Source organism: Ovoidimarina sediminis, from assembly GCF_032586175.1.
GTDB classification, from domain to species: domain Bacteria; phylum Pseudomonadota; class Alphaproteobacteria; order Rhodobacterales; family Rhodobacteraceae; genus Ovoidimarina; species Ovoidimarina sediminis.
The window spans coordinates 70659-94477 of record NZ_JAWHTE010000003.1 but is presented as its reverse complement, the minus strand read 5'-3'; the positions used below and the strand labels follow the sequence as shown (position 1 = coordinate 94477).

Genomic DNA, 23819 nt, shown 5'->3' with positions numbered 1-23819 from the left:
CCCGGGGCAAGGGGGTCTCTAATGATCCTCAGACGGTGTCGAGGTAGAGATCGATCCGTTCTTCCTCGGACAGTTCGGCGAAATACTGGCGTTCCTGTTTCTTCGTCATGGTGTAGTTGCGGATCAGTTCGCGCGGGAAGATGCGGCGCAGGAGGCCCGAGGTTTCGAACTGCCCGATCGCGCGGCCCCAGTCGTCGGTGACGCGCGGCAGCTCGAGCGCATAGGCGTTGCCGGTCACCGGCGGGGGCGGGGTGAGCCTGTCTTCGATGCCGACAAGCGCGGCGCCCAGGACGGCGCCCATGAAGAGATAGGGGTTCACGTCGCCGCCCGCGACCCGGTGTTCGACCCGGCGCGCCTTGCCGGGGCCGGCGGGCACGCGGATCGCCGCGGTGCGGTTTTCATAGGCCCAGGAGATGCCGGTGGGGGCGTGGGCGCCGGGCACGAAGCGGTCGTAGCTGCTGCCATGGGGGGCGAAGATCAGGGTTTCGTCCTGCATCGCGTCGAGGCAGCCGGCGATGGCGGACCGCAGCGTGTCCGACCCGGCCTCGGTGCCGTCGTCGAAGATGTTGCGCCCGTCCCGGTCGAGAACCGAGAAATGCATGTGAAGCCCGGTGCCGGAATAATCGGCATAGGGTTTGGCCATGAAGCTGGCGGCGAAGCCGTGCTGGCGGGCGAGGCCCCTGACCAGCATCTTGAAAAGCCAGGTGTCGTCGGCGGCCTTCATGGCGGGGCCGTGGCTGAGGTTGATCTCGTACTGGCCCATGCCCGCTTCGGAAATCGCGGTTTCGGCGGGGATATCCATCGCCTCGCAGGCGTCGTAGAGCGCGTTGAAGAAGCTGTCGAAGGCGTCGAGCGCGCGCATCGACAGGATCTCGCCCCCCAGCCGCCGGCGGCCGGAGCGGGGCGAGGGCGGGGGCTGAAGCTCGGCCCCGCTGTCGTCGATCAGGTAGAATTCAAGCTCGGTGGCGCAGATGGGCGTCCAGCCATGGGCGCGGTAGCGCGCGAGGATCGCGTCGAGCGCGTGGCGCGGGTCGCCCATATAGGGCTTGCCGTCCTCGCCATACATCCAGAGCGGCAGAAGGGCCGAGGGCGCCTCGAGCCAGGGCACGGGCAGGAAGCCGCGTTCGGTCGGGCGCACCTCGCCGTCGCGGTCGCCGCTTTCGAAGACGAGCGGGCTGTCTTCGATATCGTCGCCCCAGATATCGACGTTGAGCGCCGAAAGCGGCATCTTCAGCCCGCCTTCCAGCACCTTGTCGATGGCACGGACGGGGATGCGCTTGCCGCGCGCCTGCCCGTTCAGATCGACCATCGCGGCGCGGATCGTCCGCACCTCGGGATGCGCCTCGAGCCAGTCCTTCACGCGCGCCCCCTCCCTTCATTTTGGCAAAAATACTCACACGCGCGCGGGGGCGCGAGCCCCCGCGCGCGGATCGGCGCCGAAGGCGTCGAACCATGCGCTCTCATCGTATGAGCTGCGGTCTGATCTTCATCCGCCCTCGGCGCGCCTCGGGCAGATGCCGGTTGAGCCGCCGGTTCACCAGCCCGAACACCCCGATCACGGTCAGCGTCAGAAGGATGAAATAGCCCGCCACGATCGGGTAGGCCACGAAGGGGTTGAAGGTCTTGTCGGCGAAGTAATTCGCGTAATAGAGCGCGTCGCCGCGCTGCTGCCAGGCCGGGAAGCCCGAGAAGAAGACAAGCGTCGTGGCGTGGAACAGGAAGATCGCCTCGTTCGTATAGGCGGGCCAGGCAAGCCGCAGCATGGTGGGCCAGGTGATCTTGCGGAACTTCATCCAGCCGGTGAAGCCATAGGCATCGGCCGCTTCCATATCGCCCTTCGGGACGGAGCGGAGCGCGCCATAGAAGATCTCGCCCGAATAGGCGGCGGTGTTCAGGAACAGCACGATCGCCGCGCCGAGCCAGGCGGAGGTGAAGGCGTCGAAGGCCGGGTACTGGCTTTTCAGGCTGAGAAACAGGAAATAGGCGAAGAAGAACTGGATGAAGAGCGGCGAGCCCCGGAAAAGGAAGATGAACCATTCCGAGGGTTTGCGGTAAAGCGGGTTTTCCGCCGCCTTGCCCATCGCCACGGTGGTGGCGAGCAGGAACCCCAGCGACAGCGCGATCACCCCGAAATAGATGTTCCAGATCATGCCCGAGCCGATCAGGGTGAAGTGCTGGCAGAGCGTGAAATCCTCGCGCGGCAGAAGCCGCTCGCCGATCCCGATGGAGCGAAGGCCGTAATCGGCGATCGTCTGAAGGCAGCTCATCCCCGGTCCTTTCGCAGAAAGGACCGCGTGCGCGACAGCGATTGCCCCGCAATCGCGTGCAACACCCGGTGAAGATGGGACACCACCATCAGGCCGCCGCCTTTCGCTGGCGTTCGCCGCCCATGGTGGCCTGGCCGTGGGTCAGCTTCAGCATCACCCGCTCCAGCAGGATCTCGGAAACCCGGGTGAAGCCCAGGTAGAAGATCAGAAGCACCAGGAAATACCACATCCGCCAGTCGCCATGGGGGTAGTCGGTGAAGCGCGGGTTCGCCGTGCCGCCGAGTTCGCGCGCCCAGTAGACGATATCCTCGACCCCGAGGAGGAAGAGAAGCGGCGTCGCCTTGATCAGCACCATCCAGAGGTTCGAGAGCCCGGGCAGGGCGAACACCCACATCTGCGGCACGAGGATGCGCCAGAAGGTCTGGCGGTGGGTCATGCCATAGGCCTCGGCGGTTTCGAGCTGCGCGCGGGGCACCGCCCGCATCGCGCCGTAGAGCACGTTCGCTGCGAAGGCGCCGAAGACGATGGAAAAGGTCAGCACCGCCAGGAAGAACCCGTAGGTTTCGTGCACCCATTGCGGCGAGGTCGACAGCGGCAGCTTCGCCTCGGCGCAGACGATGAAATCGTTGCCCTGGCGGATCGGCTCGGTCCAGTCCGGGCATTTCACCTTGTGGCGCAGGAATTCGAACATCTGGTCGAGCGCGATGACGAAGAACAGGAAGAAGGCGATATCGGGCACGCCGCGCACGATGGCGGTATAGCCCTGGCCGAACCAGCGTATGGGCAGGATGTGCGAGCGCGCCGCGATCGCCCCGCCGAAGCCGAAGGCGAGCGCCGTGGGCGCCGTGATGCCCAGAAGCAGGAGCACCGTCCCGAAGGAGACGTAGAAATTCGCGTGCTTGCCCGTCGTCAGGTAGCAGGCGAGCCAGCGCAGCCGGTCAAGCGTCTCGGGATCTGTGCAGAACGAAAATATGATGCGCCATCCGGTTGTTGTTGCGCTGCGGCGAAAAGACTAGCCGATCCGGTGGGATATGGAAGAGGCCCCGTGCAGGGGAGGGTGCGGTTTGTGCTTTCGGTGCCCCGTTCGGGGCCGGGCTCAGGCGGGGGGGCGTTCGGCCTCCACCGCCTCCGCCTCCGCCTCGGCCTGTTCCGCCGCCCAGGCGCCCGCCGCCTCGACCGCCACGGTCGAGGCCGTGGGCAGGACGCCGAGATAGCTTTCGGTTTCCTCCACCGGCGCGATGGCGCGCTGGGTCATCCGGTAGAGCGCGTAAAGCGCGATGGCCGCGAAGGTCGCCCCGAGCACGAGCCAGAAGGCCCCGGGGCCCACGACCTGCATCGTCCAGCCGGTGAGAAGCGGCCCCAGGATCGCGCCCAGCCCGAAGGTGAAGACAAGCCCGCCCGAAGCTGCCGGCATCTCCTCCACCGACAGGAAATCGTTCGTATAGGCCAGGAACAGCGCGTAGAGCGGCGTCGTGACCCCGCCCGCGAGGAAGGCCGCCGCCATCAGCGGCCAGAGCGCGCCGCCGGTGAGCCAGCCCAGCGCACAGGAGGCCCCGCCCGCCAGCGCCGCGCCGAAGATAAGCTGCCGCCGGTCGACCCGGTCGGACAGCCAGCCGATCGGGTACTGGAAAAGCAGCGCGCCGGCGAACAGCATCGCGACGAAGAGCGAGATCTGCGCCGCCGAAAGCCCGATCTGCGTGCCATAGACCGCGCCCATGCCCGATTGCGTGGCGTAGACGCCGCCCAGAAGGAAGATCCCCACCGTGCCGAGGGGCGAGCTTGTGAAAAGCTTGCCGAGCGTCATCGGCCTGGCCACCTCCACCGCCGGGGCGGGGGTGACCGACAGCAGGATCGGCGCGAAGGAGATCGAGACGAGGATCGAGGCCCCGATGAACAGCGCCGCGTTCGCCGCGTCGCCCAGTGTCAGAAGCCACTGCGCCCCGATGATGCCGAGCGTCTGGGCGATCATGTAGGCCGAGAGCACCTTGCCGCGCGTTTCGTTCGTGGCGGCGTTGTTGAGCCAGCTTTCGGCGGCCACGTAGATGCCCGACATGCAGAAGCCGATCAGGATCCGCAGGATCGTCCAGGCCCAGGGTTCGGCCAGAAGGGTGAAGGCGATGAGCCCCGCCGACATGAAGCTGCCCAGTGCCGCGAAGACCCGCACATGCCCGACCCGGCGGATCAGGAGCGGCGTGAGGCGCGCGCCCGAGAGAAAGCCCATGAAATAGCCCGAGGTGACGACGGCGAGTTCGGTGGCCGAAAAGCCCTCGATCCCGCCGCGGAGGCCGATCAGGGTGAAATGCATGCCGTTGCCGAGCATGATCAGCACGATGCCGAGCAGCAGCGCCCAGATGCCGGAGAGGACGTGGATCATGGCGGGGATCCCCCTGTCGTTCGTGCGCGCCGTGCGTGGCCCGTGGTGTCAGGCATCGCATGCTGTGAGCGCAAAGGAAAATGCTGCAGCGCCGCATGAGGGGGCGTTTGCGACGGGGGGGTGGGAGGCGGGTGGGAATGTCGGCTGGGCGGACATTGCCAACACATGCGAAAAGCCGGGCAGGGCCCGCCCGCGGGTGGGCCCGCCGACGCGCGCTCAGTGCGCTTTATCTCTCAAAACCGAACGACACGGCGTTGGTTTGCACCGTGGCAGGAGGGCCCGCCCGGGGGGCGGTCGGGCCCTGCCCGGCGGGGCTGACGCCCCTTGACTCCGGGCAAGAGGGGGAGGCGTGGCGTCCCTCGGGCGAAAGGTCCACCGGGTTTTTCGCGGGGCCTTCGGGACCGCTGTCTGGCGGACCGGGCCCGCCCGGACATGAAAAACCCCGCCGCAGAGGCTGCGGCGGGGCGTTTCCCGGGTGCGTGCCCCCCCTGATCGGTGAGGGCCTCAGAAGGTCGAGGACACTTCCCATTTCTCGATCATCGCATTGAGCGAGCCGTCGTCTTTCATCGACTGGATCGCCGCGTCGAACTTGGCCTTCAGCTCGTTATCGGACTCGCGGATGCCCATGCCGACGCCGCCGCCGAGCGGCACGTCGTCGCCCACGAACATCAGATCGGCTTCCGCCTCGACGATCGGCGCGAGGAAGGATTTGTCGGCCAGAACCGCATCGGCCTCGCCGTTGCGGACGGCGGCGATGGTTTCCTCGGGTGTCGCGAATTCGACGAGCGTCGCGCCCGACTCGGCGATGTAGCCGGCCTGGATCGTGCCGGTCTGCGCCGCGATCACGCCGCCTTCGAGATCGACGCCTTCGGAGGCCCCGACATAGGCCGACGGATCGGGGGGCGTGTAGTTCTGGGTGAAGTCGATGACCTGATCACGCTCGTCGGTGATCGACATGCCCGCGATGATCGCGTCGTAGTTGCCCGAGACGAGGTTGGGGATGATCGAATCCCACTCGTTCGTGACCCATTCGCAGGTGAGTTCGGCGCGCTTGCACAGCTCGTCGCCCAGTTCGCGTTCGAACCCGTCGACCTCGCCGGCGTCGTTGAGGAAGTTCCACGGAGGGTAGGCGCCTTCCGTGCCGAGCCGGACGACCGAGTGGCTTCCGGCGTATGCCACGCCCGCCGCAAAGGCCAGCGCCGCCGTGGAGAGGATCAGTTTTTTCATTTTATGGTCTCCCGAGTGAACGCTCTTTTCATTTGGTCAGGCCGCGACACCTGCGTTCAAGAATTGCCGCAGCCGATCTGTCTTGGGATTGCCGAAGAGTTCGGCCGGGGGGCCTTCTTCCTCGATCTTTCCAAGGTGAAGGAAGACGACATGATCGCTGACGTCGCGCGCCATGTTCATGTCGTGGGTGACGATGATCATGGTCCGCCCTTCGGCGGCCAGATCCTTGATGACGCGCACGACCTCCTGTTCCAGCTCGGGATCGAGCGCGGAGGTGGGTTCGTCGAAGAGAAGCGCGCGCGGTTCCATGCAGAGCGCGCGGGCGATCGCCGCGCGCTGTTGCTGGCCGCCTGACAACTGGGCGGGGAAGACATCGCACTTGTCGCCGATGCCGACCTTTTCGAGATATTCGCGGGCCTTCACCTCGACCTCTGCGGGATCGCGTTTCAGCACCGTCACGGGGGCTTCCATCACATTCTGCAGGATCGTCATGTGGGCCCAGAGGTTGAACTGCTGGAACACCATGGAAAGGTTGGTGCGGATCCGCGTGACCTGCGCCTTGTCGGCGGGGTGGCGGCCGAGGCCCTGCCCGCGCCAGTGCACGGCTTCGCCTTCGAAGAGGATTTCGCCCTGCTGGCTGTCTTCGAGGAGATTGGCGCAGCGCAGGAGGGTGGATTTGCCCGAGCCCGAGGAGCCGATGAGCGAGACGACATGGCCCCGGGGGGCGACGAGATCGACGCCCTTGAGCACTTCGAGCGCCCCGTAGCTCTTGTGGAGATCACGTATTTCGATAACGGGTTTGTCTGTCACGCGCGGATTTTCCCCTCTTCGGGGAAGAGAGTAGGGCCGAGGCTCGCCCGAATGCAACGCTTTTGCCCGATTCTAGGGGCCGTCGGGGCCGATCTGTGGCGCCGGAGCGGGGGGTAAGGGCAAATCATAGGCACTTGTGGGCAGTGAAACGGCGCTGATCATCCTTAAATTTTCCTTATAGAGTGGGGAGAGCCCTGAAATCGCGGTGTTAATTGCCGCGAGGTAAGGCGCGGGATCCTGCCCGGCGCGGGTGATGAAGGTGATTCCGGGCGAGGGTTCGGTGGCGCCGATCACCCTGAGGTTGCGTGTGAGCGTGGTGTGGCGGGCGAGGATGCGGAAGGTCTGGGCGTCGATCGTCGCGAATTCGGCCTGGCCGCGGCTGACGGCCTCGGCAGAGCCCGCGTGGCTGCCGGTCTGGAGGGTGGGGCGGTAGCGGCGGCCGGCGGCGCGCGCCTCGGTCGCCGCCGCGCCCCAGCCCGAGTGGCTGAGCGGTTCGCTATAGGCCATGGTGGCGCCGTCGAGATCCTCGACGGTTTCCGCGGGGTGATCCTGGCGGACGACGTAGAGCGCGCGGTATTCGCCCGGCCCGCAGCCGTCGAGCCCGAAATCGGCGGCCCCGATCAGCGTCACCCGGTCGCGGAACCGGGCGCGGTAGGGCAGGTTGCAGATGTGGCCGAGCACGAGATCGGGGGCGGCCCAGCCATCCATCGGCGGGATATCGTGGGTGAGGGCGTCGGGCGCGTCTATCGCGGTATCGCGGAGCGCGTCGCGGATGCCATCCCAGAGCGCCTCGTACCCCGCGCGCGTCTCGGGAAAGAGATACATCGGCAGGGTGGCGATCACCCCTGCCGCGCCTCGGCCCGCTGGCGCGCATGGGCGGAGTCGCGGTCGTTCACGCCCAGAAGGCTGGCGACGAGCCTGAGGATCGCGTTTTCCTCGGGGTCGCGTTCGCCATCGGCGAGGACGACGGACCAGAGCGCTTCGACCACCGCCTCGCGATCCTCGTAGGCGACCGCATCCTTGATGGCGCGGGTGAAGCGGACGGTATCGGGGGCTTCGGCTTCGAGCGCCTCGGCCTCGCCGCGCAGCTTCGCCGCCTCGAAGGGCGAGAGGCCGAAGCGGCTGGCGGTGATCCGGTCGATGAGCCCGATCTCTTCCGCGGCATAATCGCCGTCGGAACGGGCGATGCGGACGAGCAGGGCGGTGAGGGCGAGCCGGGCGTCGGGATCCGACAGCGGTTCTGGCTCGGGCTGGACGAGGCGGGCAATGAAATCGGCAAACATGCGCCTGATATAGGCGCATGTTCGGGGCTGTGAAAGGCCGCTTAGCCGCCGGTGCGGAACCGCGCGGAGAGACGGCGGAGGATCGAGCTTCTGTCCCGATCCTCGGGAAGCTGCGAGACGTATTCGACATCGCCGCGCGTCACGCCGATGTCGCGCAACACGTGATCGTCGAGATCGAGCATTTCGCGGAAGCCCTGCCGTTCAAGCCGGCGGCGGTCGGCGGCCTCCTGCCGGGCGTGGAGGCGGCGGTAGACTTCGGAGACGTCGAACGGGGCGTAGGGGATGGAGGGAAGCATCGGGTTAATCCTTTGTCTGATCTCAGGTCATGACTGGACAATGGGGGTTGGACGTGGTTCAATCAAACGAATAGATTTCAGCCCAGCTATCAGAAAAACTGAGAGATGCCATGAACGCCCCGTCGACCCCCACCGTGCCGCTTCTGGAGCTTGACCTGCTGCGCACGCTTGTCGCCATTGCCGAGACCGGGAACTTTTCCGCCGCCGCGGAGGTGGTGCACCGCACGCCGTCGGCGGTGTCGATGCAGGTGAAGCGGATCGAGGAGCTTCTGGGCCGCCCCGTCTTTCTGCGCGACAGCCGGTCGGTCACGCTGACCGCCGATGGCGAGGTGTTGCTGGAACACGGGCGGCGGCTTCTGGCGCTGAACCGGGATGTGGTGTCGCGGTTCATCCAGCCGGATCTGGCGGGCGAGGTGCGGCTTGGGGCGCCCGATGACGTTTCGGAGCGGTACCTGGCGCCGATGCTGCGGCGGTTCGCCGAGACGCATCCCTGTATCGCGGTGACGGTGGTTGTCGACGGCACCGACCGGATGATGCAGATGGTGCAGCAAAGGCGGCTTGACCTGTCGATCGTGACGCGGAACGCGGGCTTCATGGGCACCGATGATACCGATGTGCTGATGCGCGAGCCGCTGGTCTGGGCCGTGCTGAAGGGCGGGGTGGCAGCGGAGAAGGAGCCTTTGCCGCTGTCTGTCTGGGAAGAGACCTGCGTCTGGCGGCAGGCGGCGATCGAGGGCCTGAAGGCGCAGGGGCGCGATTTCCGGGTGACGTTCGAGAGCGCCCATATCTCGGGCCAGCGGGCGGCGATCATGGCCGATCTTTGCGTCGCGCCGATCCCGCGGTCGTCGCTGGGCGGCGAGATCATCGAGGCGCCGGCGCATTACGGGCTGCCGCCCCTGCCGGATTACACGCTGGGATTGCTGGTGGGCCAGAACCCGAGCGCGCCGGTGCTGGCGGCGGCGGATCACCTGAGGGCGTCGTTCGCGCTGTGCTGCTGAGGGGGGCATAAAAAGGCGCGCCGGGATCGCTCCCGACGCGCCCACACACACGGCTCACTCTTTACGGTGCCCAATAAGCAGGCAGTCTGCGGCGAGAGCAGGACCGGAATCCTCGCACTCGTGACGTTTTCTGGAACGCGGCGCCTCAGTTCGGGGCGGCGGGGTGCATGGTGCATTTCCCCGATGGCTACAATTCAAAGCGGATTTTGCCGATCTCCCTGAAATGTGGCGGGACTGTCGACGGAGGCGGGACAGTGGCGGGGGCTGAATGTGGCGCGTTTCACAAAGCGGTTTTGCCACATTCTTCGCGGGCGGCGGCGGGAAACTGACTGTTTCCGGTTTGCGGGGCGGCCCCCCCGGTCAGACGAGGCGCGAGACGTCTTTCGCGGCCCGCACGAAATCGGCGAAGAGGGGATGGGGGGCGAAGGGTTTCGACTTGAGTTCGGGGTGGAACTGGACGCCGATGAACCAGGGGTGATCCTTCACCTCGACGATTTCCGGCAGCCGCCCGTCGGGGGACATGCCCGAGAAGCAGAGGCCCTTGGCCTCGAGCCGTTCGCGATACTTGATATCGACCTCGTAGCGGTGGCGGTGGCGTTCCTCGATCACCGTTTCGCCGTAGACCCTGGCGACCTTCGAGCCTTCCGCGAGGTTCGCGGTATAGGCGCCGAGGCGCATGGTGCCGCCCTTGTCGTCATCGACCTTGCGCCTGACCGCGTGGTTGCCCTTCACCCATTCCTTGAGGTGGTAGACGACCGGTTCGAAGCGCTTCTTGCCGGCTTCGTGATCGAATTCCTCGGACCCCGCCTTGTCGAGCCCGGCGAGGTTTCGCGCGGCCTCGATCACCGCCATCTGCATGCCGAGGCAGATCCCGAGATAGGGGATCTTGCGGGTGCGGGCGAATTCGGCGGCGCGGATCTTGCCTTCGGTGCCGCGTTCGCCGAAGCCGCCGGGCACGAGGATGGCGTGGAAGCCTTCGAGCCAGGGGGCGGGATCCTCGCGTTCGAAGATTTCCGCGTCGATCCATTCGGCCTTGACGCGGACGCGGTTGGCGAGCCCGCCATGGGTGAGCGCCTCGGCGATGGATTTGTAGGCGTCTTCAAGCTGGGTGTACTTGCCGACGATGGCGACCTTGACCTCGCCTTCGGCATGTTCGAGCCGGTCCTGCACGTCGAGCCAGCGATCGAGGTTGGGTTTCGGGGCCGGGCTGATGCTGAAGGCATCGAGCACCGCCTGGTCGAGCCCTTCGCGGTGATAGGCGAGCGGGGCCTCGTAGATCGATTTCAGATCGGGCGCCGCGATCACGTCTTCCTTCCGGACGTTGCAGAAAAGCGCGATCTTTTCGCGTTCCTTGTCGGGAATGGGCTTGTCGGAGCGGCAGACGAGCACGTCGGGGGCGATGCCGATGGAGCGCAGTTCCTTGACCGAGTGCTGGGTGGGCTTGGTTTTCAGTTCGCCGGAAGCGGCGATCCAGGGCAGGAGCGTGAGGTGCATGAAGATGCACTGGCCGCGCGGCTTTTCCTGGGCGAACTGGCGGATCGCCTCGAAGAAGGGCAGGCCCTCGATATCGCCGACGGTGCCGCCGATCTCGCAGAGCATGAAATCGACCTCGTCCTCGCCGATCGAGAGGAAATCCTTGATCTCGTTGGTGACGTGGGGAATCACCTGGATCGTCTTGCCGAGGTAATCGCCGCGGCGTTCCTTTTCGAGCACCGTCGAATAGATCCGCCCCGAAGACACGCTGTCGGTGCCGCGGGCATGGACCCCTGTGAAGCGTTCGTAATGGCCGAGGTCGAGATCGGTTTCGGCCCCGTCATCGGTGACGAAGACCTCGCCATGTTCAAACGGGCTCATCGTGCCGGGATCGACGTTCAGATAGGGATCGAGCTTTCTGAGCCGCACCGAATAGCCGCGCGCCTGGAGAAGCGCGCCGAGCGCCGCCGAGGCGAGGCCCTTGCCAAGCGAGGAGACCACACCGCCGGTGATGAAAATGAAACGCGCCATGTGCCTGAACCCCGTGCCCGAACCTTGTCGGAGAGACGTTTGCCTGCCCGGGTTCATGCCCGGACTTTGCGCCTCCCACGGGATTCAAGAACTACCGGATTCGCGGAGGGATGGGAACCCTTGATGCGCAATATGCTGTGGGACGCGGGGGAGGGCCGCGCAAGGTATCGCGATACCTCAGCAATTCGGGGGCTTGCGTTACTCGACCGGGGGCGGTGCGAGCGGATCGCTGTCGGTGGACGGGGGCAGAAGGCTTTCGGCCGGGGGCAGAAGGCCGCTGCCGTCATCGGCCGATCCCGCGGGGATGCCGAGCCGGTCGATCACCGAACTGTCGGAGGCGTTTTGCGCCGCGAAGACCGTGAGCATCAGCGATGTCGCGATGAAGGCGATGGCGAAGCCCCAGGTGAGCTTGTGAAGGCCCGTCATCCCGCTTCTGGCGGAGATCCCGCCGCCGCCGCCGCCCATGCCCAGCCCGCCGCCTTCGGAACGCTGCAGGAGCACCGCCGCGATCAGGCAGAGCGCGAGCAGGAGGTGGACGATCAGAACGACGTTTTGCATCGGGGCGGGTGGCCTTCGGATTGTGACAGCGGGCTATCTATTCCCTCCCGCCCGCCCCCGCAACCCTTTGCGGAAGACCCGCGCCGCGTGGTGCTGTCGCAACCCGCTTTCCACCGCCGTCAGGCCTCGCTATAGGAGGCGCCGGTCTGTGGAAGGGGACAGCATGGCAAATGTCGTGGTTGTCGGCGCCCAGTGGGGCGACGAGGGCAAGGGAAAGATCGTCGACTGGCTGAGCGAGCGGGCGGATGTGATCGCGCGCTTCCAGGGCGGGCACAATGCCGGCCATACGCTGGTGATCGACGGCGAGGTGTTCAAGCTTCACGCGCTGCCCTCGGGCGTCGTGCGGGGCGGCAAGCTTTCGGTGATCGGCAATGGCGTGGTGCTGGATCCCTGGCACCTGGTGACCGAGATCGAGACGATCCGCGCGCAGGGGGTGGAGATCACGCCCGAGACGCTGATGATCGCCGAGAACACGCCCCTCATCCTGCCCCTGCATGGCGAGCTGGACCGGGCGCGCGAAAGCCAGAATTCGGTGGCGAAGATCGGCACCACGGGCCGGGGCATCGGCCCGGCCTACGAAGACAAGGTGGGCCGGCGCGTGGTGCGGGTGGCCGATCTGGCCGATCCCGCGACGCTGGCCACCCGGGTTGACCGGCTTCTGATCCATCACGGGGCGCTGAGGCGGGGCCTTGGCCTGCCGGAGGTGGATCGCGACGGGCTGATCGCCGCGCTGAGCGAGGTTGCGCCCAAGATCCTGCCCTATGCCGCGCCGGTCTGGAAGGTTCTGAACGAGAAGAAGAGCGAGGGCCGCCGCATCCTGTTCGAAGGGGCGCAGGGCGCGCTTCTGGATATCGATTTCGGCACCTATCCCTTCGTGACCTCGTCGAACGTGATCGCGGGCCAGGCGGCCACGGGTACGGGCATCGGCCCCGGATCGATCGATTTCGTGCTGGGGATCGTGAAGGCCTATACCACGCGGGTGGGCGAAGGGCCGTTTCCGACCGAGCTTTTCGACGAGGACGGCCAGCGGCTGGGCGAACGGGGCCACGAATTCGGCACCACGACGGGCCGCAAGCGCCGCTGTGGCTGGTTCGACGCGGTGCTGGTGCGCCAGACCTGCGCCACATCGGGCGTGAACGGGATCGCGCTGACGAAGCTTGACGTGCTCGACGGGTTCGAGGAGCTGAAGATCTGCACCGGCTACGAGCTGGACGGGCGGATGCTCGATCACCTGCCGACCGCCGCCGACCAGCAGGCGCGGGTCACGCCCGTCTACGAGACGATGACGGGCTGGTCCGACAGCACGGCGGGGGCGCGCAGCTGGGCCGATCTGCCCGGCGAGGCGATCAAGTACGTGCGCCGGATCGAGGAGTTGATCCGCTGCCCCGTCGCCCTACTCTCCACCTCGCCCGAGCGGGAGGATACGATCCTCGTGACCGATCCGTTCGCGGACTGACGGAACCCGCAAGGGAGGGCGCGGATGGCGCTCAGCTACAAGGCCCGGCGGCGCTGGGCGCTTTTCATCCTGGTGATCGGCCTGCCGCTTTACATCGTGGTGGCGGTGAACGTGATCGCGCTGTTCGACCGGCCGCCGCTTTGGGTGGAGCTTGCCGTCTACGTGATCCTGGGCGTCGTCTGGGCCTTTCCGCTGAAGGCGGTGTTCAGGGGGGTGGGCCAGCCCGACCCGGACGCGCCGCCGGAAGAGCGCTAGGCCCCCTCACACCCCGATCCCGGCTGTTCATGGCGTTCCGGAACGATGCGTTTGAACCGGTCGAGATATGGGGGTGGCGGCCCGGCGAGCGGGATCTGGAGTTCATGCACGTGCTGTGACCGGCGGGGCCGGATAAAGGGAAACCGCAATTGCCTGCGAAATTAGACACTGCGGCCCTGGCCCGGTTTCGCGATCGCTGAGCGGAATGGGACCGGCATGACACCTCGTCGCAGCGGGATGTCGCGGCGTGTAACAGCCTTGGCATGGCGCTTCGGAAGGGGCCGGGCGGTTTCTTTTCCCGATGAGCCTCCCGTCAAGGCGGGCCTTGCCAGCGATATCGAGGGGTGCCGCTGTTTCACGGCTCTCGCCGGGCGTCTGAACGATCTGCCGGTTAAGGACTGTCTGTCGGCCTTGAAGGAGCTTTCCGACCACTCCGATATCCTGAACGTGGTGGCCGCTGCACTGAATCCGGTCGGCGCCTTTGCAACGGGCCTGCTCAGGTAGCGGCTGACCACCCCCTTCATTTTGGCGAAAATACTCCGGGGTGCGGGGCGGAGCCCCGCGTCGACGCCGGAGATGGGCAGAATCCCGCCGAACCGGGGCACCCCTGCCGCAATTCCGCCCTGATTCCGACCTACCCGCGATCCGGGGCACGACACAAGGCAGCTGCCAGGAGGTACCATGACCAATCCGATTTTTGTCTTCGCCACACCCGTCTTTGCGCCGCCCGATGCGAACGGACCGGCCGGGTTCACGACGCAGTGGCATGGGCACGGTGCGGGACACCAGGCCAACAACGACCCCGGGGATACGGCCGCCGACCGCCACAACTTCGACGCCGCGGTTGCGGGCCGGTCCGACCAGAACCCGACCCAGGGGTCGGCCCAGGACGGGATTTCGGAGGAGACCGGTCTGCCGCTTGTCGCGATGGAGGCCGCGGCCTTCGGTGGCGAGGCGGAAGAGGAGGACGGTTCGGACGACATGCTTGAGGGCATGTTCTGACCGAGCCCCCGACGTGTAGCGATTTCGGGTCGGCCACTGCCGGCCCTTTTTCGTTCCGGGGGCGCATCGCGCGCCGGGATGCCACAGAAAAACGGCGGCCCCTTGAGGCCGCCGTTCGGAACTGTCCCGCGTCGCCCGGGCGTTATTCGCCGGCGATCCGTGCTTCGGGGTTGAAGCGGGTGTCTTCGGTGATCGTGAACTGCCCGCGCTTCAGTTTCTGGATCTTGCCCTGGCGCAGAAGCTGGCCGAAGGAGCGCAGGCCCGCCTCGCGGGTGAAGCCTTCGCCGCCCGGTTCGACATGGGCGACGCGGCGCATCAGCTGGGGCCGCGAGAATTCGCGCTGGCCCTCGACGAAGGCCGAATAGGCCGCCGCCGCTTCCAGAAGATCCGGCAGTTCGGTCGCGCCCATCTTTTCGGCGAAGGCGCGGAAGCCGCCATTGGCCTCGGCCTCGAGCTCGGGGTCGATCGTTTCGCTGGACACGCGGCGCGGGGCGATATCGTCGGCATCGACGCGCTGTTCGGAGACCAGCACCAGCGGCGAGGGCGCTTCGGCGATTTCGGGGCGCGCGTCGCGCGTCGCGTCGTCGCCCGCCTCGGCCCGGCGGGGGCGGACCACCTGCGCGAGATCGTCGCGATACTGGCTTTGCTCTTCCGCCGCCTCTTCCTCGGGCTGGCGCTTGCGCTTCATCAGCCGGTCGGCCTTGGTCGCGGCCACCGCCGCCTTCAGATGCGCGATGGCGGAGCGGCGGCGGTTGCCTTCGCTGTCGTCCATGCGCGAGTTCGTCTGTTCGAGGATGCGGTCGAAGGCCGCTTCGCCGGTTTTCTCGGGCTCGAAGGTGGCGAGGCGCTGGGCGCCGTCGCCCTCGGGCGCGTCGTCGGCATCGTCCTCGTCCTCGTCCTCGTCCGCGTCGTCGTCACGGCCGGTAACGGCCTCGGCGATCATCGCGGCAAGCCCGTCGCGGCCCTGGGCCGCCGGGGTTGCGGCCATGTCGTCGTCTTCGACGGCCTCGTCCGGCGTGGCGGCGGCGGGTTCTTCGGGGGCGTAGGGATCGTCGAGGTCGAAATCGATATCGAGCCCGGCCTCCAACTTGTTGCTGTCGTCGTCGTCGTCGTCGTCCTCGGCGTCGAAATCGTCGTCGAGATCGTCTTCGGACGCGGCCATGCCGGTATCATCGTCGTCCGCGTCGTCCGCTTCGGCGAAGACGCTGTCGAATTCGTCGTCATCCATCAGCGTGATGTCGCGGGCGACGGGGGTGCGGATGTCGTCGAGATCCTCGTCGTCATCCTCGTCCTCCGCCGCGTGGATCGCGGTGTCGTCGCCCATGGCGGCGCGCTTCAGCTGGATGATCCGGGCGGCGAGGCCGAGCTTTTCGTCGTCGAGCCGGGGGCCGTCGTCGTCGTCGTCTTCGTCTGCGGCCGAGAGTTCGGCGCCGAAGGCCGGATCGTCGTCGGCGTCATCCCCGGCCGCGTCTTCCGACACGGGGGCGAAGGCATCCGCCGGTTCGGCCCAGAGGTTGGCCTCTTCTTCTGCAGTGGCGAGGGTTTCGGCCTCGTCCTGCGCGGCGGCGCCCATGCCGTCGAGCGCCATCAGATCGGCGGCTTCCTCGGCCTCGGTCGCGGCGGACATGTCGGCGGCGTGGGTCAGATCGCTTTCGGCGGCTGCCGGCATGTCATAGGCGGGCATCTCGTAGGCCGCCGGTTGCACTGCAGCGGGCGCTGCCGGGGCGGCCGCGTAGGGATCGATCGGGGTTTCGCCGAAGGGGCCGGCATAGGGCGCGGGTTCGGCGGGCGTTTCGGCCAGGGGCGTTTCTTCCAGGGGCGTTTCTTCCGGGGCCGCTTCGGCCACGGGCGCGCCGTGTTCCGGTTCCGCCGCCGCGACCGGTTCGGCCTCGGCTTCGGGTTCGGGTTCGAGTTCCGGTTCCGGCGCGGGCACCGGTTCGGCTTCGGCCGCCACCTCGGCAGTTTCCGATGCGCCCGGTTCGGCGCCGATGTCATCGGCGAGCGCGCGGGCCAGGTTGTCGTCTTCGTCTTCGCCGATATCGGCGAAGGCGTCTTCGATCGGACCGGAGAATTCGGCTTTCTGCGCCTCGGCATTGCCGGAGACGACCGCGCGGATGCGGCTTAGCTTCGCGGCGACCGAGCTGTCGCGGGCCGGGGATGCGAAGGCCGCGCTGGTGGCTTCGGCCTCGTCATCGGCGTCGCCCAGATCGGCGAACATGTTGTCGTCGTCGTCGGCATAGGCCTCTGGCGCGGGTTGTTTGGCGCTGGGCGCGGGCTGGGGATCGGGCTGTTTTTCCACCTGGCGCAGGACGATGCCTTCGTCGCTGACGCGGGCTTCCACCCGGCGTTCCACCTCGGCCTGGGCGATGCGGTGCAGCATCTCGGCATCCGGTGTGGGCGGCTCGGCCCCGAAATAGCGGTCATCCGCCGCCAGATCGCGGAAATACTCGGCGATGCCACGCATCGTCGAAAACGGGTCGTCGAACCCCTCGAGCGTGCACGAAAACGTCCCGTAAGAGACGGTAAGAATTTTGCTCGCGCCAACCATCGTCTTCGCTTTCTCCCCCGATCCAGCAAGAACCTGTTTACCGTGCCATGACTGAAGAATAGGAACAGACTGTGGCAATTCGGTGGATTTATTCGGGGATTGATATTGCTCTGTTTCCAGAACGAGCACAAATCAACACGTGCGGAACATGGCCTTTCACTCCGATTTTCCAGTGACACTTCTGGGTGCTGGCCCGGTATATCCCGGTGATATCAAAGAAATTCTGAACATCGCCCCCGGGCTGGTCGCCGCCGATGGTGGGGCGGCCACGGCGCTGGAGGCGGGGCGGGTGCCCGATCTGGTGATCGGGGATTTCGACTCTCTGCCACATTCGACCGGCGAAAGCCTGCCGAAGGACCGGCTTCTGCACGTGACCGAGCAGGACAGCACGGATTTCGAGAAGTGCCTGTCGCGGATCACCGCGCCGCTGATTCTCGCGCTGGGGTTCACGGGCGCGCGGATCGATCACGAACTGGCCGTCTACAGTGCGCTGGCGCGGCATGTGACCGCGCGCTGCATCGTGATCGGAAGCGACGACATCGTGTTCCGGGTGCCCCGGCGGCTGAGCCTCGGTCTTGCGCCGGGGGACCGGGTGTCGCTGTTTCCGATGGGCCCGGTGCGCGGGCGATCGGAGGGTTTGCGCTGGCCGATCGACGGGATCGATTTCGCGCCGGGGGGCCGGATCGGCACGTCGAATGCCGCGACCGGCCCGGTGCAGCTGGAGTTCGAGGGCGACGCGATGCTGGCGATCATACCGCGGGCGGAGCTGGCGGCGGCGATGGCGGGGCTGTCCGCCGCGCCGCGCGGCGTTCGCGCTCGATGACATAGAGCCCGGCCGCCACCGTCACGCAGATGCCGGTGAGGGCGAGGCCGTTCGGGAAATCGGAGAAGATCAGCCAGCCGAAGACCGCGGCCACGGGGATTTCGAGGTATTGCATGGGCGCGAGCGTGCTGGCGGGGGCGAAGCGGAGGCTCCACGTCATCAGGAGGTGGCCGAGCGTGCCCAGCACGCCGAGGGCGACGAGGAGCCCCGCGACCGTGACGGGCGGTTCGACGAAGCCCAGCTCCGGCACGCCGAAGGGGGCGAGGAGAAGCGCCGGCGGCAGGAGGAGGGCAAGCGCCATCAGCCCGCTGGTGGCCTGCATCGCGATCGGATCGGTGGCGCGGGCGATGCGGCGGGTGACGAGCATGAAAAGCGCGAAGACGACCGCCACGCCGAGGGGCAGGAGGGCGGGGGCGCCCACCGCCTCGAAACTCGGCTGGATCACCATCAGCGTGCCGATGAAGCCGACCAGTGCCGCGCCGATCCGGCGCCCGCCCACGGTTTCGCGAAGCAGCCACCAGCCCAGGAAGAGCAGGATGAAGGGCATGACGAAGGCGATGGCGATGGCATCGGCGAGCGGCAGGTAGCGCAGGGCGAGGAACATCATGCCGATCCCGAGGATGTGCAGCGCGGTGCGCGCCCAGACCAGGCGGTTGATCCGGGGCGTCCACCAGAGCGGCTGACCCGCGCGGCGGGCGAGGGGGTAGAGGAGGAAGGCCTGGATGCCGAAGCGCGCGACGAGAAGCTGAAGGATCGGCACGCGATCGCCGATGAGCTTGGCCAGGCTGTCGGCGAAGGGGGCAACGACGCAAAAGCCCAGCATCAGGGCGATGCCGAGGGTGGGGCGATCGGTCTGCATCCGGCCTATGAACGGCGCGGGCGGCGCCGCGTCAAGCGTGGGCGCGTTCGGCCCAGCGGCGGATCAGCTGTTTCTGCAGCCCGCGGGAGCGGTTCGCCCAGCCGCGCGCGCCCGGCGGGCGTTCGCGTTCCTCGATCCTGATGGCGTCGCGGCGCGGCATGTCGGCGGTGAAGATCGCGAAGGTGAGCGGCGGCTTGCCCGGCGCATCGATATAGCCCGCGAGGGCGGAGACGAAATTGAGCGTGCCGGTCTTGGCCTTCACCGCGATGGCGTCGTCGCCCGCGTTGAAGGATTTCATCAGCTTCGGCAGAAGCGCGCCGCGGCGCGCGGCCTGAAGGAGCGTGACCATGTCGCGCGCGCTGACGCGCGAGCCGTAGCCGAGCCCCGAGTGATCGACGAAGCCGGTGGAGTGGCAGCCGAGCGCGCGGTTGTACCAGAGGTTCATTTCGCGCGCCGAGCGGATCAGGCTGGAGGGCCGGGTGCCCGAGGCGTGGGTCGCGGTGAGCCCGATCGCCTCTGCCGTGAGGTTGGTGGAATAGCGCAGCATGCCGCCCAGCATCTCGTGCAGTTGCGGGCTGACATGGGTGAGAAGCGGCGTGCCGGTCGCGCCATGCACATCCTTGCCGCGGTCGAGCACGATGCCGTGGGAGCGGGCGAGCGTCTGGAACACATCCGCCGTGTAATCGGCGGGCCTTGAGACGGGGAGCCAGCGCGCGCCCTCGTTGCCGAGATGCTGGCGCGCGACCGTCCAGTAGTCGATGTTGCCGTTATCCTCGTAGGTGAAGACGGGGCCGGGCCGATCCTCGACCGTCATCTTCGCCACCGCGGTTTCGGGGCTGTAGCGGCGGGCGCGGGCCTGCATCGACACCTCGTAGCGGCCGCCCGCGCGCTTCCATTTGAAATGCACGCGGTTGAAGTTGAGGTTCAACCCGTCGATCGCCGGGTTGTAGCCCACCTGTTCGGGCTGTTCGGCGTCGATTTCCGGCACATAGGGCAGGGCGGAGGGATCGACGCGGAAGCGCCCCGTCACCTCGAAGATGCCCTGGGCCTTGAGCGCGGCGGCCATTTCGCCCAGCGCATCGCTGTCGAGGATCGGATCGCCGCCGCCCTGGAGGACGAGATCGCCCTTGAGGCGGCCGCCCTCGACCGGCCCCGTGGCGAGCAGCCGGGTTTCGAAGCGGTGCGCCGCGCCGAGGCGGGACAGCGCGTAATAGGCCGTCGCCGCCTTCGCGACGCTGGCGGGGGGCAGGCGCAGATCGGGGTTCAGTTCCTCGACCACCTCGCCCGTGCGTGCGTTGACCACGAGATAGCCGACCGCGCCGCCGAGGCCCGCCTTGCGGACCAGATCGATCGCGGGGGCCGGTTCGGGGGGCGGCGGCGGTTCGGGAACGGTGCCGCGTGCCAGGGGGCGGAGGGACGCCAGCGGCGCCTCGGCAAAAGCCGGCCCGGTTGCGGCAAGGGCCGCAAGCCCCGACAGCACGCTGCGTCGCGACGGTTTACTGCTCATGGCGCGGAGTAAACAGCGCGCGCGGCCACGCGGCAAGCATGCCGTTGATAGAATTGACATGATCGTGACCGCGATCCTACATGCGGCGATGTTGCGGGCGGCGCTGATCCTGATCCTGGGCATGTCGCTCGTGCCGTTCGGCGACAGCGCAGGCAAGCTTCTGGTCGAAGGGCGGGAGGTTTCCCCGCTTTTCGTGGCATGGTCGCGTTTCGCGCTGGGGGTGCTTCTGGTGCTGCCGTTCCTCGGGCCGCATCACCACAGCCGGGCCTATTACACCGACTGGCGGCTGTGGCTGAGGGCCGGGCTGATTGCGGGGGGGATCGTGTCGATCCTGACCGCGCTTCGGACGGAGCCGTTGCCGAACGTGTTCGGGGCGTTCTTCGTGGGGCCGATCGTGAGCTATATCCTGTCGGCGCTGTTGCTGGGCGAGCGGGTGACGCTGGCGCGGAGCCTTCTGGTGGCGGTGGGGTTCGCGGGCGTTCTTCTGGTGGTGCGGCCCGGGTTCGGTATGACGCCGGGGCTGGGCTTCGCGGTGCTGGCGGGGCTGTTCTACGGCTCATACCTGACCGCGAGCCGCTGGCTGAGGGAGGCCGCGCCGCCGCGGTCGCTTCTGCTGACGCAGCTTGTGGGGGGCGCGGTGCTGACGCTGCCTTTCGGGCTGGCCGCCTGGCCGCCGATCGATGCCGCCACCGCCGGGCTGATCGTCTGGAGCGCGGCGGCCTCGATGGGGGGGAACCTGCTTCTGATCCTCGCCTACCGGATGGCGCCCGCGACGCGGCTGGCGCCGTTCATCTACTTCCAGCTTGTCTTCGCGACGCTTTACGGCGTGCTGATCTTCGGGGATGTGCCCGATGCGCTGACGCTGACGGGGCTTCTTCTTCTGATGGGAAGCGGGTTCGCCTCGCTCGTGCTGCGGCGCTGAGGCGGGCTAGCGCGCCCAGTCGCCGCGGGCGCGGATCTCGGTGGAAGAGGTGTTGTCCATCGGCACGTTGACGAAGCACCAGGCGGGCGGATCGGCGAGGACGAGGCGTGGCGCCTCGCGGCCCCGGAGCCGGTAACGTTCATAGCGCCCCGCCGCCACCGACATGCGCGCCGAGACCCGCTGACCGGGCCGGGCGAGGATGCAGACGGGGATGTTTTCCATGATCCAGCGCCAGCGGTCCCAGCGGTGCAGGGAGGCGAAGTTGTCGGCCCCCATCAGCCAGACGAAGCGGACGCCGGGATAGAGCTGGAACAGCCGGTCGAGCGTTTCGGCGGTGTAGCGGGTGCCGATCCGCGCCTCGATATCGGTGATCTCGACCTGGGGGTGGCGCATCACCGTGCGGGCGGCGGCCATGCGGCGCGCCAGTGGCGCGGGCTGCACCGGCTTCAGCGGGTTGCCGGGGGTGACGAGCCACCACACGCGATCGAGCCCGAAGCGCTTCAGCGCCTCGCGGGTGATATGCGCGTGCCCGCCATGGGCCGGGTCGAACGACCCGCCCAGAAGGCCCACGGCCATGCCCGGCCGTGCCCGAGGAAGGTTGGCTCTGTCCATGGCGCCCCCGAGAAACTCCCCGATCCGGTGTCTGACAGAAGCCGGGGCGCGCTGCAACGCGGGGGGCGATGGACCTTGTGCGACTCACGGGGCTCGGCCCAGAGTGATCGGATTGCATCAGACGATATGAAAGGGGCTTTCCCATGCCTGCCCATCTTCGACAGACCACCGCCATTGCCGCATGCGTTCTTCTCGGCCTGACATTGGGGCCCGCGGCCGCCCAGCAATCGACCGATGCGGTGGCGCCCGAGACCGAGCTTGGCGATCTGCCGCCCGCCTTCGAGGGGCTGGGCGAGGGCGCGAAGGCCGCGCTGGCGGCGAAGGCCGCGGGCACGCCCGCGACGGGGGCCACCTGGATGGTGGCCGCCGCGAACCCGCTGGCGGTGGAGGCCGGGGCGCGCGTTCTGGCCGAAGGCGGCAGCGCGGCGGATGCGATGGTGGCCGTGCAGGCGGTGCTGGGGCTTGTCGAGCCGCAATCGTCCGGCCTGGGCGGCGGGGCCTTCCTTGTGTGGTACGATGCGGCGACGGGCAGCGTCACGACGCTGGACGGCCGCGAGACCGCGCCGCTGGCGGCGACGCCGCGGCTGTTCCAGACCGCGGATGGCGAACCGATGGGGTTCTGGGATGCGGTGGTGGGCGGCCGGTCGGTCGGCACACCCGGCACGCCCGCGCTGATGGAGGCGGCGCATGAGCGCTGGGGAACGCTCGACTGGTCGGGCCTCTTCGACGAGGCGATCGCCCATGCCGAGGACGGGTTCACCGTGTCGGGCCGCTTGGCCGCGCTGGTGGCCGAGGGAGAGGAACGGCTGCGCCGCTATTCCGCGACAGAGGCCTATTTCTTCCCCGGTGGCGAGCCCCTTCAGGAAGGCGCGACGCTGGTGAACAAGCCCTATGCCGCCGTGCTGCGGCGGATGCGCGACGAAGGGGCGGAGGCGATCTATAGCGGCGCCATCGCGCAGGACATCGTCTCGACCGTGCGCGGGGCGGAGGACAATCCGGGCGTGTTGTCGGAAACCGATCTGGCGGTTTACCGGGTGGTGGAGCGCCCCGCCGTCTGCGTCGAATACCGCGCCCATGACGTCTGCGGCATGGGCCCGCCATCGTCGGGGGCGCTGACCGTGGGGCAGATCCTGGGGATGCTCGGGGGGTATGACCTGGCCACGCTCGGCGCGGAGAGCGCGGAGGCCTGGCGGCTGATCGGCGATGCCTCGCGCCTCGCCTTCGCCGACCGGGGCCGCTACATGGCCGACAGCGATTTCGTGCCGGTGCCGACGGAGGGGCTGGTGGACCCGGCCTATCTGGCCGAACGCGGGGCGCTTCTGTCGGGCGACGACGCCCTGCCCGAGGTCGCGGCGGGCACGCCCGAATACGATCACGCGCTGCTTTGGGGCGCGGATGCGTCGATCGAGCTTCCCTCGACCTCGCATATCTCCATCGTCGATGCGGCGGGCAACGCGCTGTCGATGACCACGACGATCGAGAATGGCTTCGGCTCGCGGCTGATGACGAACGGGTTTCTTCTGAACAACGAGCTGACCGACTTTTCCTTCCGCACCCATGCGGACGGATGGCCGATCGCGAACCGGGTGGAACCCGGCAAGCGGCCGCGCTCGTCGATGTCGCCGACGATCGTGCTGAAGGACGGGGCGCCGGTTCTGGTCGTGGGCTCGCCCGGGGGGAGCCGGATCATCGGTTATGTGACGAAGACGATCATCGGGCATCTGGACTGGGGGCTTGACGTGCAGGCCGCGGTCGACCTGCCGCATCTGGTGAACCGGTTCGGGACCTATGACCTGGAAGAAGGCACGAGCGCCACGGCGCTCGAGGCGCCCTTGCAGGAGATGGGGTTCGAAACCTCGGTGCGGGGGCTGACCTCGGGGCTCCATGCCATCGCGGTGACGGAGGCGGGCCTTCTGGGCGGCGCGGACAGCCGCCGCGAGGGGATCGCGCTGGGCGACTGAGGGGCCGGAAACTTTCAAGCCTCCGGCGGGAGTATTTTCCGCCAAAATGAAGGGTGT

The 23819-nt window shown here is 67.6% G+C and carries 23 protein-coding genes; 8 read left to right on the top strand and 15 right to left on the bottom strand.

Translation table 11 applies throughout. The features are described from left to right. Positions 1 to 28 precede the first annotated feature (28 nt). The 9 genes from RXV90_RS05005 to RXV90_RS04965 form a co-directional block, all read right to left on the bottom strand. A complete protein-coding gene (locus RXV90_RS05005) occupies positions 29 to 1360 on the bottom strand; it encodes a glutamine synthetase family protein (protein ID WP_316647294.1) in 1332 nt (443 codons plus the stop codon). Between the two features lie 100 nt (positions 1361 to 1460). Beyond that, positions 1461 to 2267, bottom strand: a complete 807-nt coding sequence (locus tag RXV90_RS05000; RefSeq protein ID WP_316647292.1) for an ABC transporter permease — start codon at positions 2265 to 2267, stop codon at positions 1461 to 1463. 88 nt (positions 2268 to 2355) lie between these two features. After that, positions 2356 to 3240: an ABC transporter permease gene (locus RXV90_RS04995; RefSeq protein ID WP_316647596.1), complete on the bottom strand. Its 885-nt coding sequence runs from the start codon at positions 3238 to 3240 to the stop codon at positions 2356 to 2358. A gap of 123 nt (positions 3241 to 3363) precedes the next feature. Beyond that, complete coding sequence (locus tag RXV90_RS04990) at positions 3364 to 4641, bottom strand: MFS transporter (RefSeq protein ID WP_316647291.1); 1278 nt, start codon at positions 4639 to 4641, stop codon at positions 3364 to 3366. A 504-nt stretch (positions 4642 to 5145) separates the two neighbouring features. Next, a complete protein-coding gene (locus tag RXV90_RS04985) occupies positions 5146 to 5868 on the bottom strand; it encodes a transporter substrate-binding domain-containing protein (protein WP_316647290.1) in 723 nt (240 codons plus the stop codon). 36 nt (positions 5869 to 5904) lie between these two features. Continuing rightward, the gene (locus RXV90_RS04980; RefSeq protein ID WP_316647289.1) at positions 5905 to 6678 is read right to left on the bottom strand and encodes an ABC transporter ATP-binding protein; all 774 of its coding nucleotides are present in this window, start codon (positions 6676 to 6678) and stop codon (positions 5905 to 5907) included. Between the two features lie 72 nt (positions 6679 to 6750). Continuing rightward, entirely contained in the window at positions 6751 to 7521 is a 771-nt protein-coding gene (locus tag RXV90_RS04975) for a phosphate/phosphite/phosphonate ABC transporter substrate-binding protein (RefSeq protein WP_316647287.1), read from the bottom strand. After that, on the bottom strand, positions 7518 to 7961 hold the full coding sequence (locus tag RXV90_RS04970; RefSeq protein ID WP_316647285.1) for a tellurite resistance TerB family protein: 444 nt from the start codon (positions 7959 to 7961) through the stop codon (positions 7518 to 7520). Before RXV90_RS04970 ends, RXV90_RS04975 begins: the two co-directional genes overlap by 4 nt. A gap of 41 nt (positions 7962 to 8002) precedes the next feature. Then, positions 8003 to 8257, bottom strand: coding sequence for a DUF1127 domain-containing protein (locus RXV90_RS04965; protein ID WP_316647284.1), 255 nt, complete (start codon positions 8255 to 8257; stop codon positions 8003 to 8005). A gap of 110 nt (positions 8258 to 8367) precedes the next feature. Here RXV90_RS04965 and RXV90_RS04960 point away from each other — a divergent pair, with 110 nt between their 5' ends. Next, positions 8368 to 9255, top strand: a complete 888-nt coding sequence (locus tag RXV90_RS04960) for a LysR substrate-binding domain-containing protein (protein WP_316647283.1) — start codon at positions 8368 to 8370, stop codon at positions 9253 to 9255. A 360-nt stretch (positions 9256 to 9615) separates the two neighbouring features. Here RXV90_RS04960 and RXV90_RS04955 read toward each other — a convergent pair whose 3' ends face one another. Together RXV90_RS04955 and secG are read right to left on the bottom strand one after the other, a co-directional pair. Beyond that, on the bottom strand, positions 9616 to 11259 hold the full coding sequence (locus RXV90_RS04955) for a CTP synthase (RefSeq protein ID WP_316647282.1): 1644 nt from the start codon (positions 11257 to 11259) through the stop codon (positions 9616 to 9618). 198 nt (positions 11260 to 11457) lie between these two features. Continuing rightward, positions 11458 to 11817, bottom strand: a complete 360-nt coding sequence (secG, locus tag RXV90_RS04950) for a preprotein translocase subunit SecG (protein WP_316647281.1) — start codon at positions 11815 to 11817, stop codon at positions 11458 to 11460. 163 nt (positions 11818 to 11980) lie between these two features. Here secG and RXV90_RS04945 point away from each other — a divergent pair, with 163 nt between their 5' ends. From RXV90_RS04945 to RXV90_RS04930, 4 genes are all read left to right on the top strand, one after another. After that, the gene (locus RXV90_RS04945; RefSeq protein WP_316647280.1) at positions 11981 to 13273 is read left to right on the top strand and encodes an adenylosuccinate synthase; all 1293 of its coding nucleotides are present in this window, start codon (positions 11981 to 11983) and stop codon (positions 13271 to 13273) included. A gap of 24 nt (positions 13274 to 13297) precedes the next feature. Beyond that, entirely contained in the window at positions 13298 to 13528 is a 231-nt protein-coding gene (locus RXV90_RS04940) for a DUF2842 domain-containing protein (RefSeq protein ID WP_316647279.1), read from the top strand. A 237-nt stretch (positions 13529 to 13765) separates the two neighbouring features. Then, a complete protein-coding gene (locus tag RXV90_RS04935; protein WP_316647277.1) occupies positions 13766 to 14032 on the top strand; it encodes a hypothetical protein in 267 nt (88 codons plus the stop codon). Positions 14033 to 14209: 177 nt separating this feature from the next. Continuing rightward, on the top strand, positions 14210 to 14530 hold the full coding sequence (locus RXV90_RS04930; protein ID WP_316647276.1) for a hypothetical protein: 321 nt from the start codon (positions 14210 to 14212) through the stop codon (positions 14528 to 14530). Positions 14531 to 14672: 142 nt separating this feature from the next. On the opposite strand, the gene RXV90_RS04925 is transcribed toward RXV90_RS04930, so the two are convergent. Beyond that, positions 14673 to 17078 carry a hypothetical protein gene (locus tag RXV90_RS04925; RefSeq protein WP_316647275.1) on the bottom strand — a complete coding sequence of 802 codons (2406 nt, stop codon included), beginning with the start codon at positions 17076 to 17078 and terminating at the stop codon, positions 14673 to 14675. Between the two features lie 148 nt (positions 17079 to 17226). Between RXV90_RS04925 and RXV90_RS04920 the strand changes: the two genes are divergently transcribed. Beyond that, complete coding sequence (locus tag RXV90_RS04920) at positions 17227 to 17901, top strand: thiamine diphosphokinase (RefSeq protein WP_316647274.1); 675 nt, start codon at positions 17227 to 17229, stop codon at positions 17899 to 17901. Here the strand turns inward: RXV90_RS04920 and RXV90_RS04915 are convergent. Further along, on the bottom strand, positions 17828 to 18760 hold the full coding sequence (locus RXV90_RS04915; protein WP_316647273.1) for a DMT family transporter: 933 nt from the start codon (positions 18758 to 18760) through the stop codon (positions 17828 to 17830). The two genes, RXV90_RS04920 and RXV90_RS04915, sit on opposite strands and share 74 nt — an antisense overlap. 31 nt (positions 18761 to 18791) lie before the next feature. Further along, positions 18792 to 20267: a D-alanyl-D-alanine carboxypeptidase/D-alanyl-D-alanine endopeptidase gene (dacB, locus tag RXV90_RS04910; protein WP_316647272.1), complete on the bottom strand. Its 1476-nt coding sequence runs from the start codon at positions 20265 to 20267 to the stop codon at positions 18792 to 18794. A 58-nt stretch (positions 20268 to 20325) separates the two neighbouring features. Between dacB and RXV90_RS04905 the strand changes: the two genes are divergently transcribed. Next, positions 20326 to 21189: a DMT family transporter gene (locus tag RXV90_RS04905; RefSeq protein WP_316647271.1), complete on the top strand. Its 864-nt coding sequence runs from the start codon at positions 20326 to 20328 to the stop codon at positions 21187 to 21189. Between the two features lie 6 nt (positions 21190 to 21195). Here RXV90_RS04905 and RXV90_RS04900 read toward each other — a convergent pair whose 3' ends face one another. After that, positions 21196 to 21801, bottom strand: coding sequence for a nicotinate-nucleotide adenylyltransferase (locus tag RXV90_RS04900; RefSeq protein WP_316647270.1), 606 nt, complete (start codon positions 21799 to 21801; stop codon positions 21196 to 21198). A gap of 143 nt (positions 21802 to 21944) precedes the next feature. Here RXV90_RS04900 and ggt point away from each other — a divergent pair, with 143 nt between their 5' ends. Further along, positions 21945 to 23762, top strand: coding sequence for a gamma-glutamyltransferase (gene ggt / locus RXV90_RS04895; RefSeq protein WP_316647269.1), 1818 nt, complete (start codon positions 21945 to 21947; stop codon positions 23760 to 23762). Positions 23763 to 23819: the final 57 nt, after the last annotated feature.

What these genes read in the sequence shown, in the direction of transcription:
- RXV90_RS04990 (WP_316647291.1), bottom strand. Translation starts at nt 4,641, where the DNA reads ATGATCCACGTCCTCTCCGGCATCTGGGCGCTGCTGCTCGGCATCGTG.
- RXV90_RS04985 (WP_316647290.1), bottom strand. Translation starts at nt 5,868, where the DNA reads ATGAAAAAACTGATCCTCTCCACGGCGGCGCTGGCCTTTGCGGCGGGC.
- RXV90_RS04920 (WP_316647274.1), top strand. Translation starts at nt 17,227, where the DNA reads ATGGCCTTTCACTCCGATTTTCCAGTGACACTTCTGGGTGCTGGCCCG.
- dacB (WP_316647272.1), bottom strand. Translation starts at nt 20,267, where the DNA reads ATGAGCAGTAAACCGTCGCGACGCAGCGTGCTGTCGGGGCTTGCGGCC.
- RXV90_RS04935 (WP_316647277.1), top strand. Translation starts at nt 13,766, where the DNA reads ATGTCGCGGCGTGTAACAGCCTTGGCATGGCGCTTCGGAAGGGGCCGG.
- RXV90_RS04965 (WP_316647284.1), bottom strand. Translation starts at nt 8,257, where the DNA reads ATGCTTCCCTCCATCCCCTACGCCCCGTTCGACGTCTCCGAAGTCTAC.
- RXV90_RS04915 (WP_316647273.1), bottom strand. Translation starts at nt 18,760, where the DNA reads ATGCAGACCGATCGCCCCACCCTCGGCATCGCCCTGATGCTGGGCTTT.
- RXV90_RS04970 (WP_316647285.1), bottom strand. Translation starts at nt 7,961, where the DNA reads ATGTTTGCCGATTTCATTGCCCGCCTCGTCCAGCCCGAGCCAGAACCG.
- RXV90_RS04960 (WP_316647283.1), top strand. Translation starts at nt 8,368, where the DNA reads ATGAACGCCCCGTCGACCCCCACCGTGCCGCTTCTGGAGCTTGACCTG.
- RXV90_RS04945 (WP_316647280.1), top strand. Translation starts at nt 11,981, where the DNA reads ATGGCAAATGTCGTGGTTGTCGGCGCCCAGTGGGGCGACGAGGGCAAG.
- ggt (WP_316647269.1), top strand. Translation starts at nt 21,945, where the DNA reads ATGCCTGCCCATCTTCGACAGACCACCGCCATTGCCGCATGCGTTCTT.
- RXV90_RS04905 (WP_316647271.1), top strand. Translation starts at nt 20,326, where the DNA reads ATGATCGTGACCGCGATCCTACATGCGGCGATGTTGCGGGCGGCGCTG.
- RXV90_RS05000 (WP_316647292.1), bottom strand. Translation starts at nt 2,267, where the DNA reads ATGAGCTGCCTTCAGACGATCGCCGATTACGGCCTTCGCTCCATCGGG.
- RXV90_RS04940 (WP_316647279.1), top strand. Translation starts at nt 13,298, where the DNA reads ATGGCGCTCAGCTACAAGGCCCGGCGGCGCTGGGCGCTTTTCATCCTG.
- RXV90_RS04955 (WP_316647282.1), bottom strand. Translation starts at nt 11,259, where the DNA reads ATGGCGCGTTTCATTTTCATCACCGGCGGTGTGGTCTCCTCGCTTGGC.
- RXV90_RS04925 (WP_316647275.1), bottom strand. Translation starts at nt 17,078, where the DNA reads ATGGTTGGCGCGAGCAAAATTCTTACCGTCTCTTACGGGACGTTTTCG.
- RXV90_RS04900 (WP_316647270.1), bottom strand. Translation starts at nt 21,801, where the DNA reads ATGGACAGAGCCAACCTTCCTCGGGCACGGCCGGGCATGGCCGTGGGC.
- RXV90_RS04930 (WP_316647276.1), top strand. Translation starts at nt 14,210, where the DNA reads ATGACCAATCCGATTTTTGTCTTCGCCACACCCGTCTTTGCGCCGCCC.
- secG (WP_316647281.1), bottom strand. Translation starts at nt 11,817, where the DNA reads ATGCAAAACGTCGTTCTGATCGTCCACCTCCTGCTCGCGCTCTGCCTG.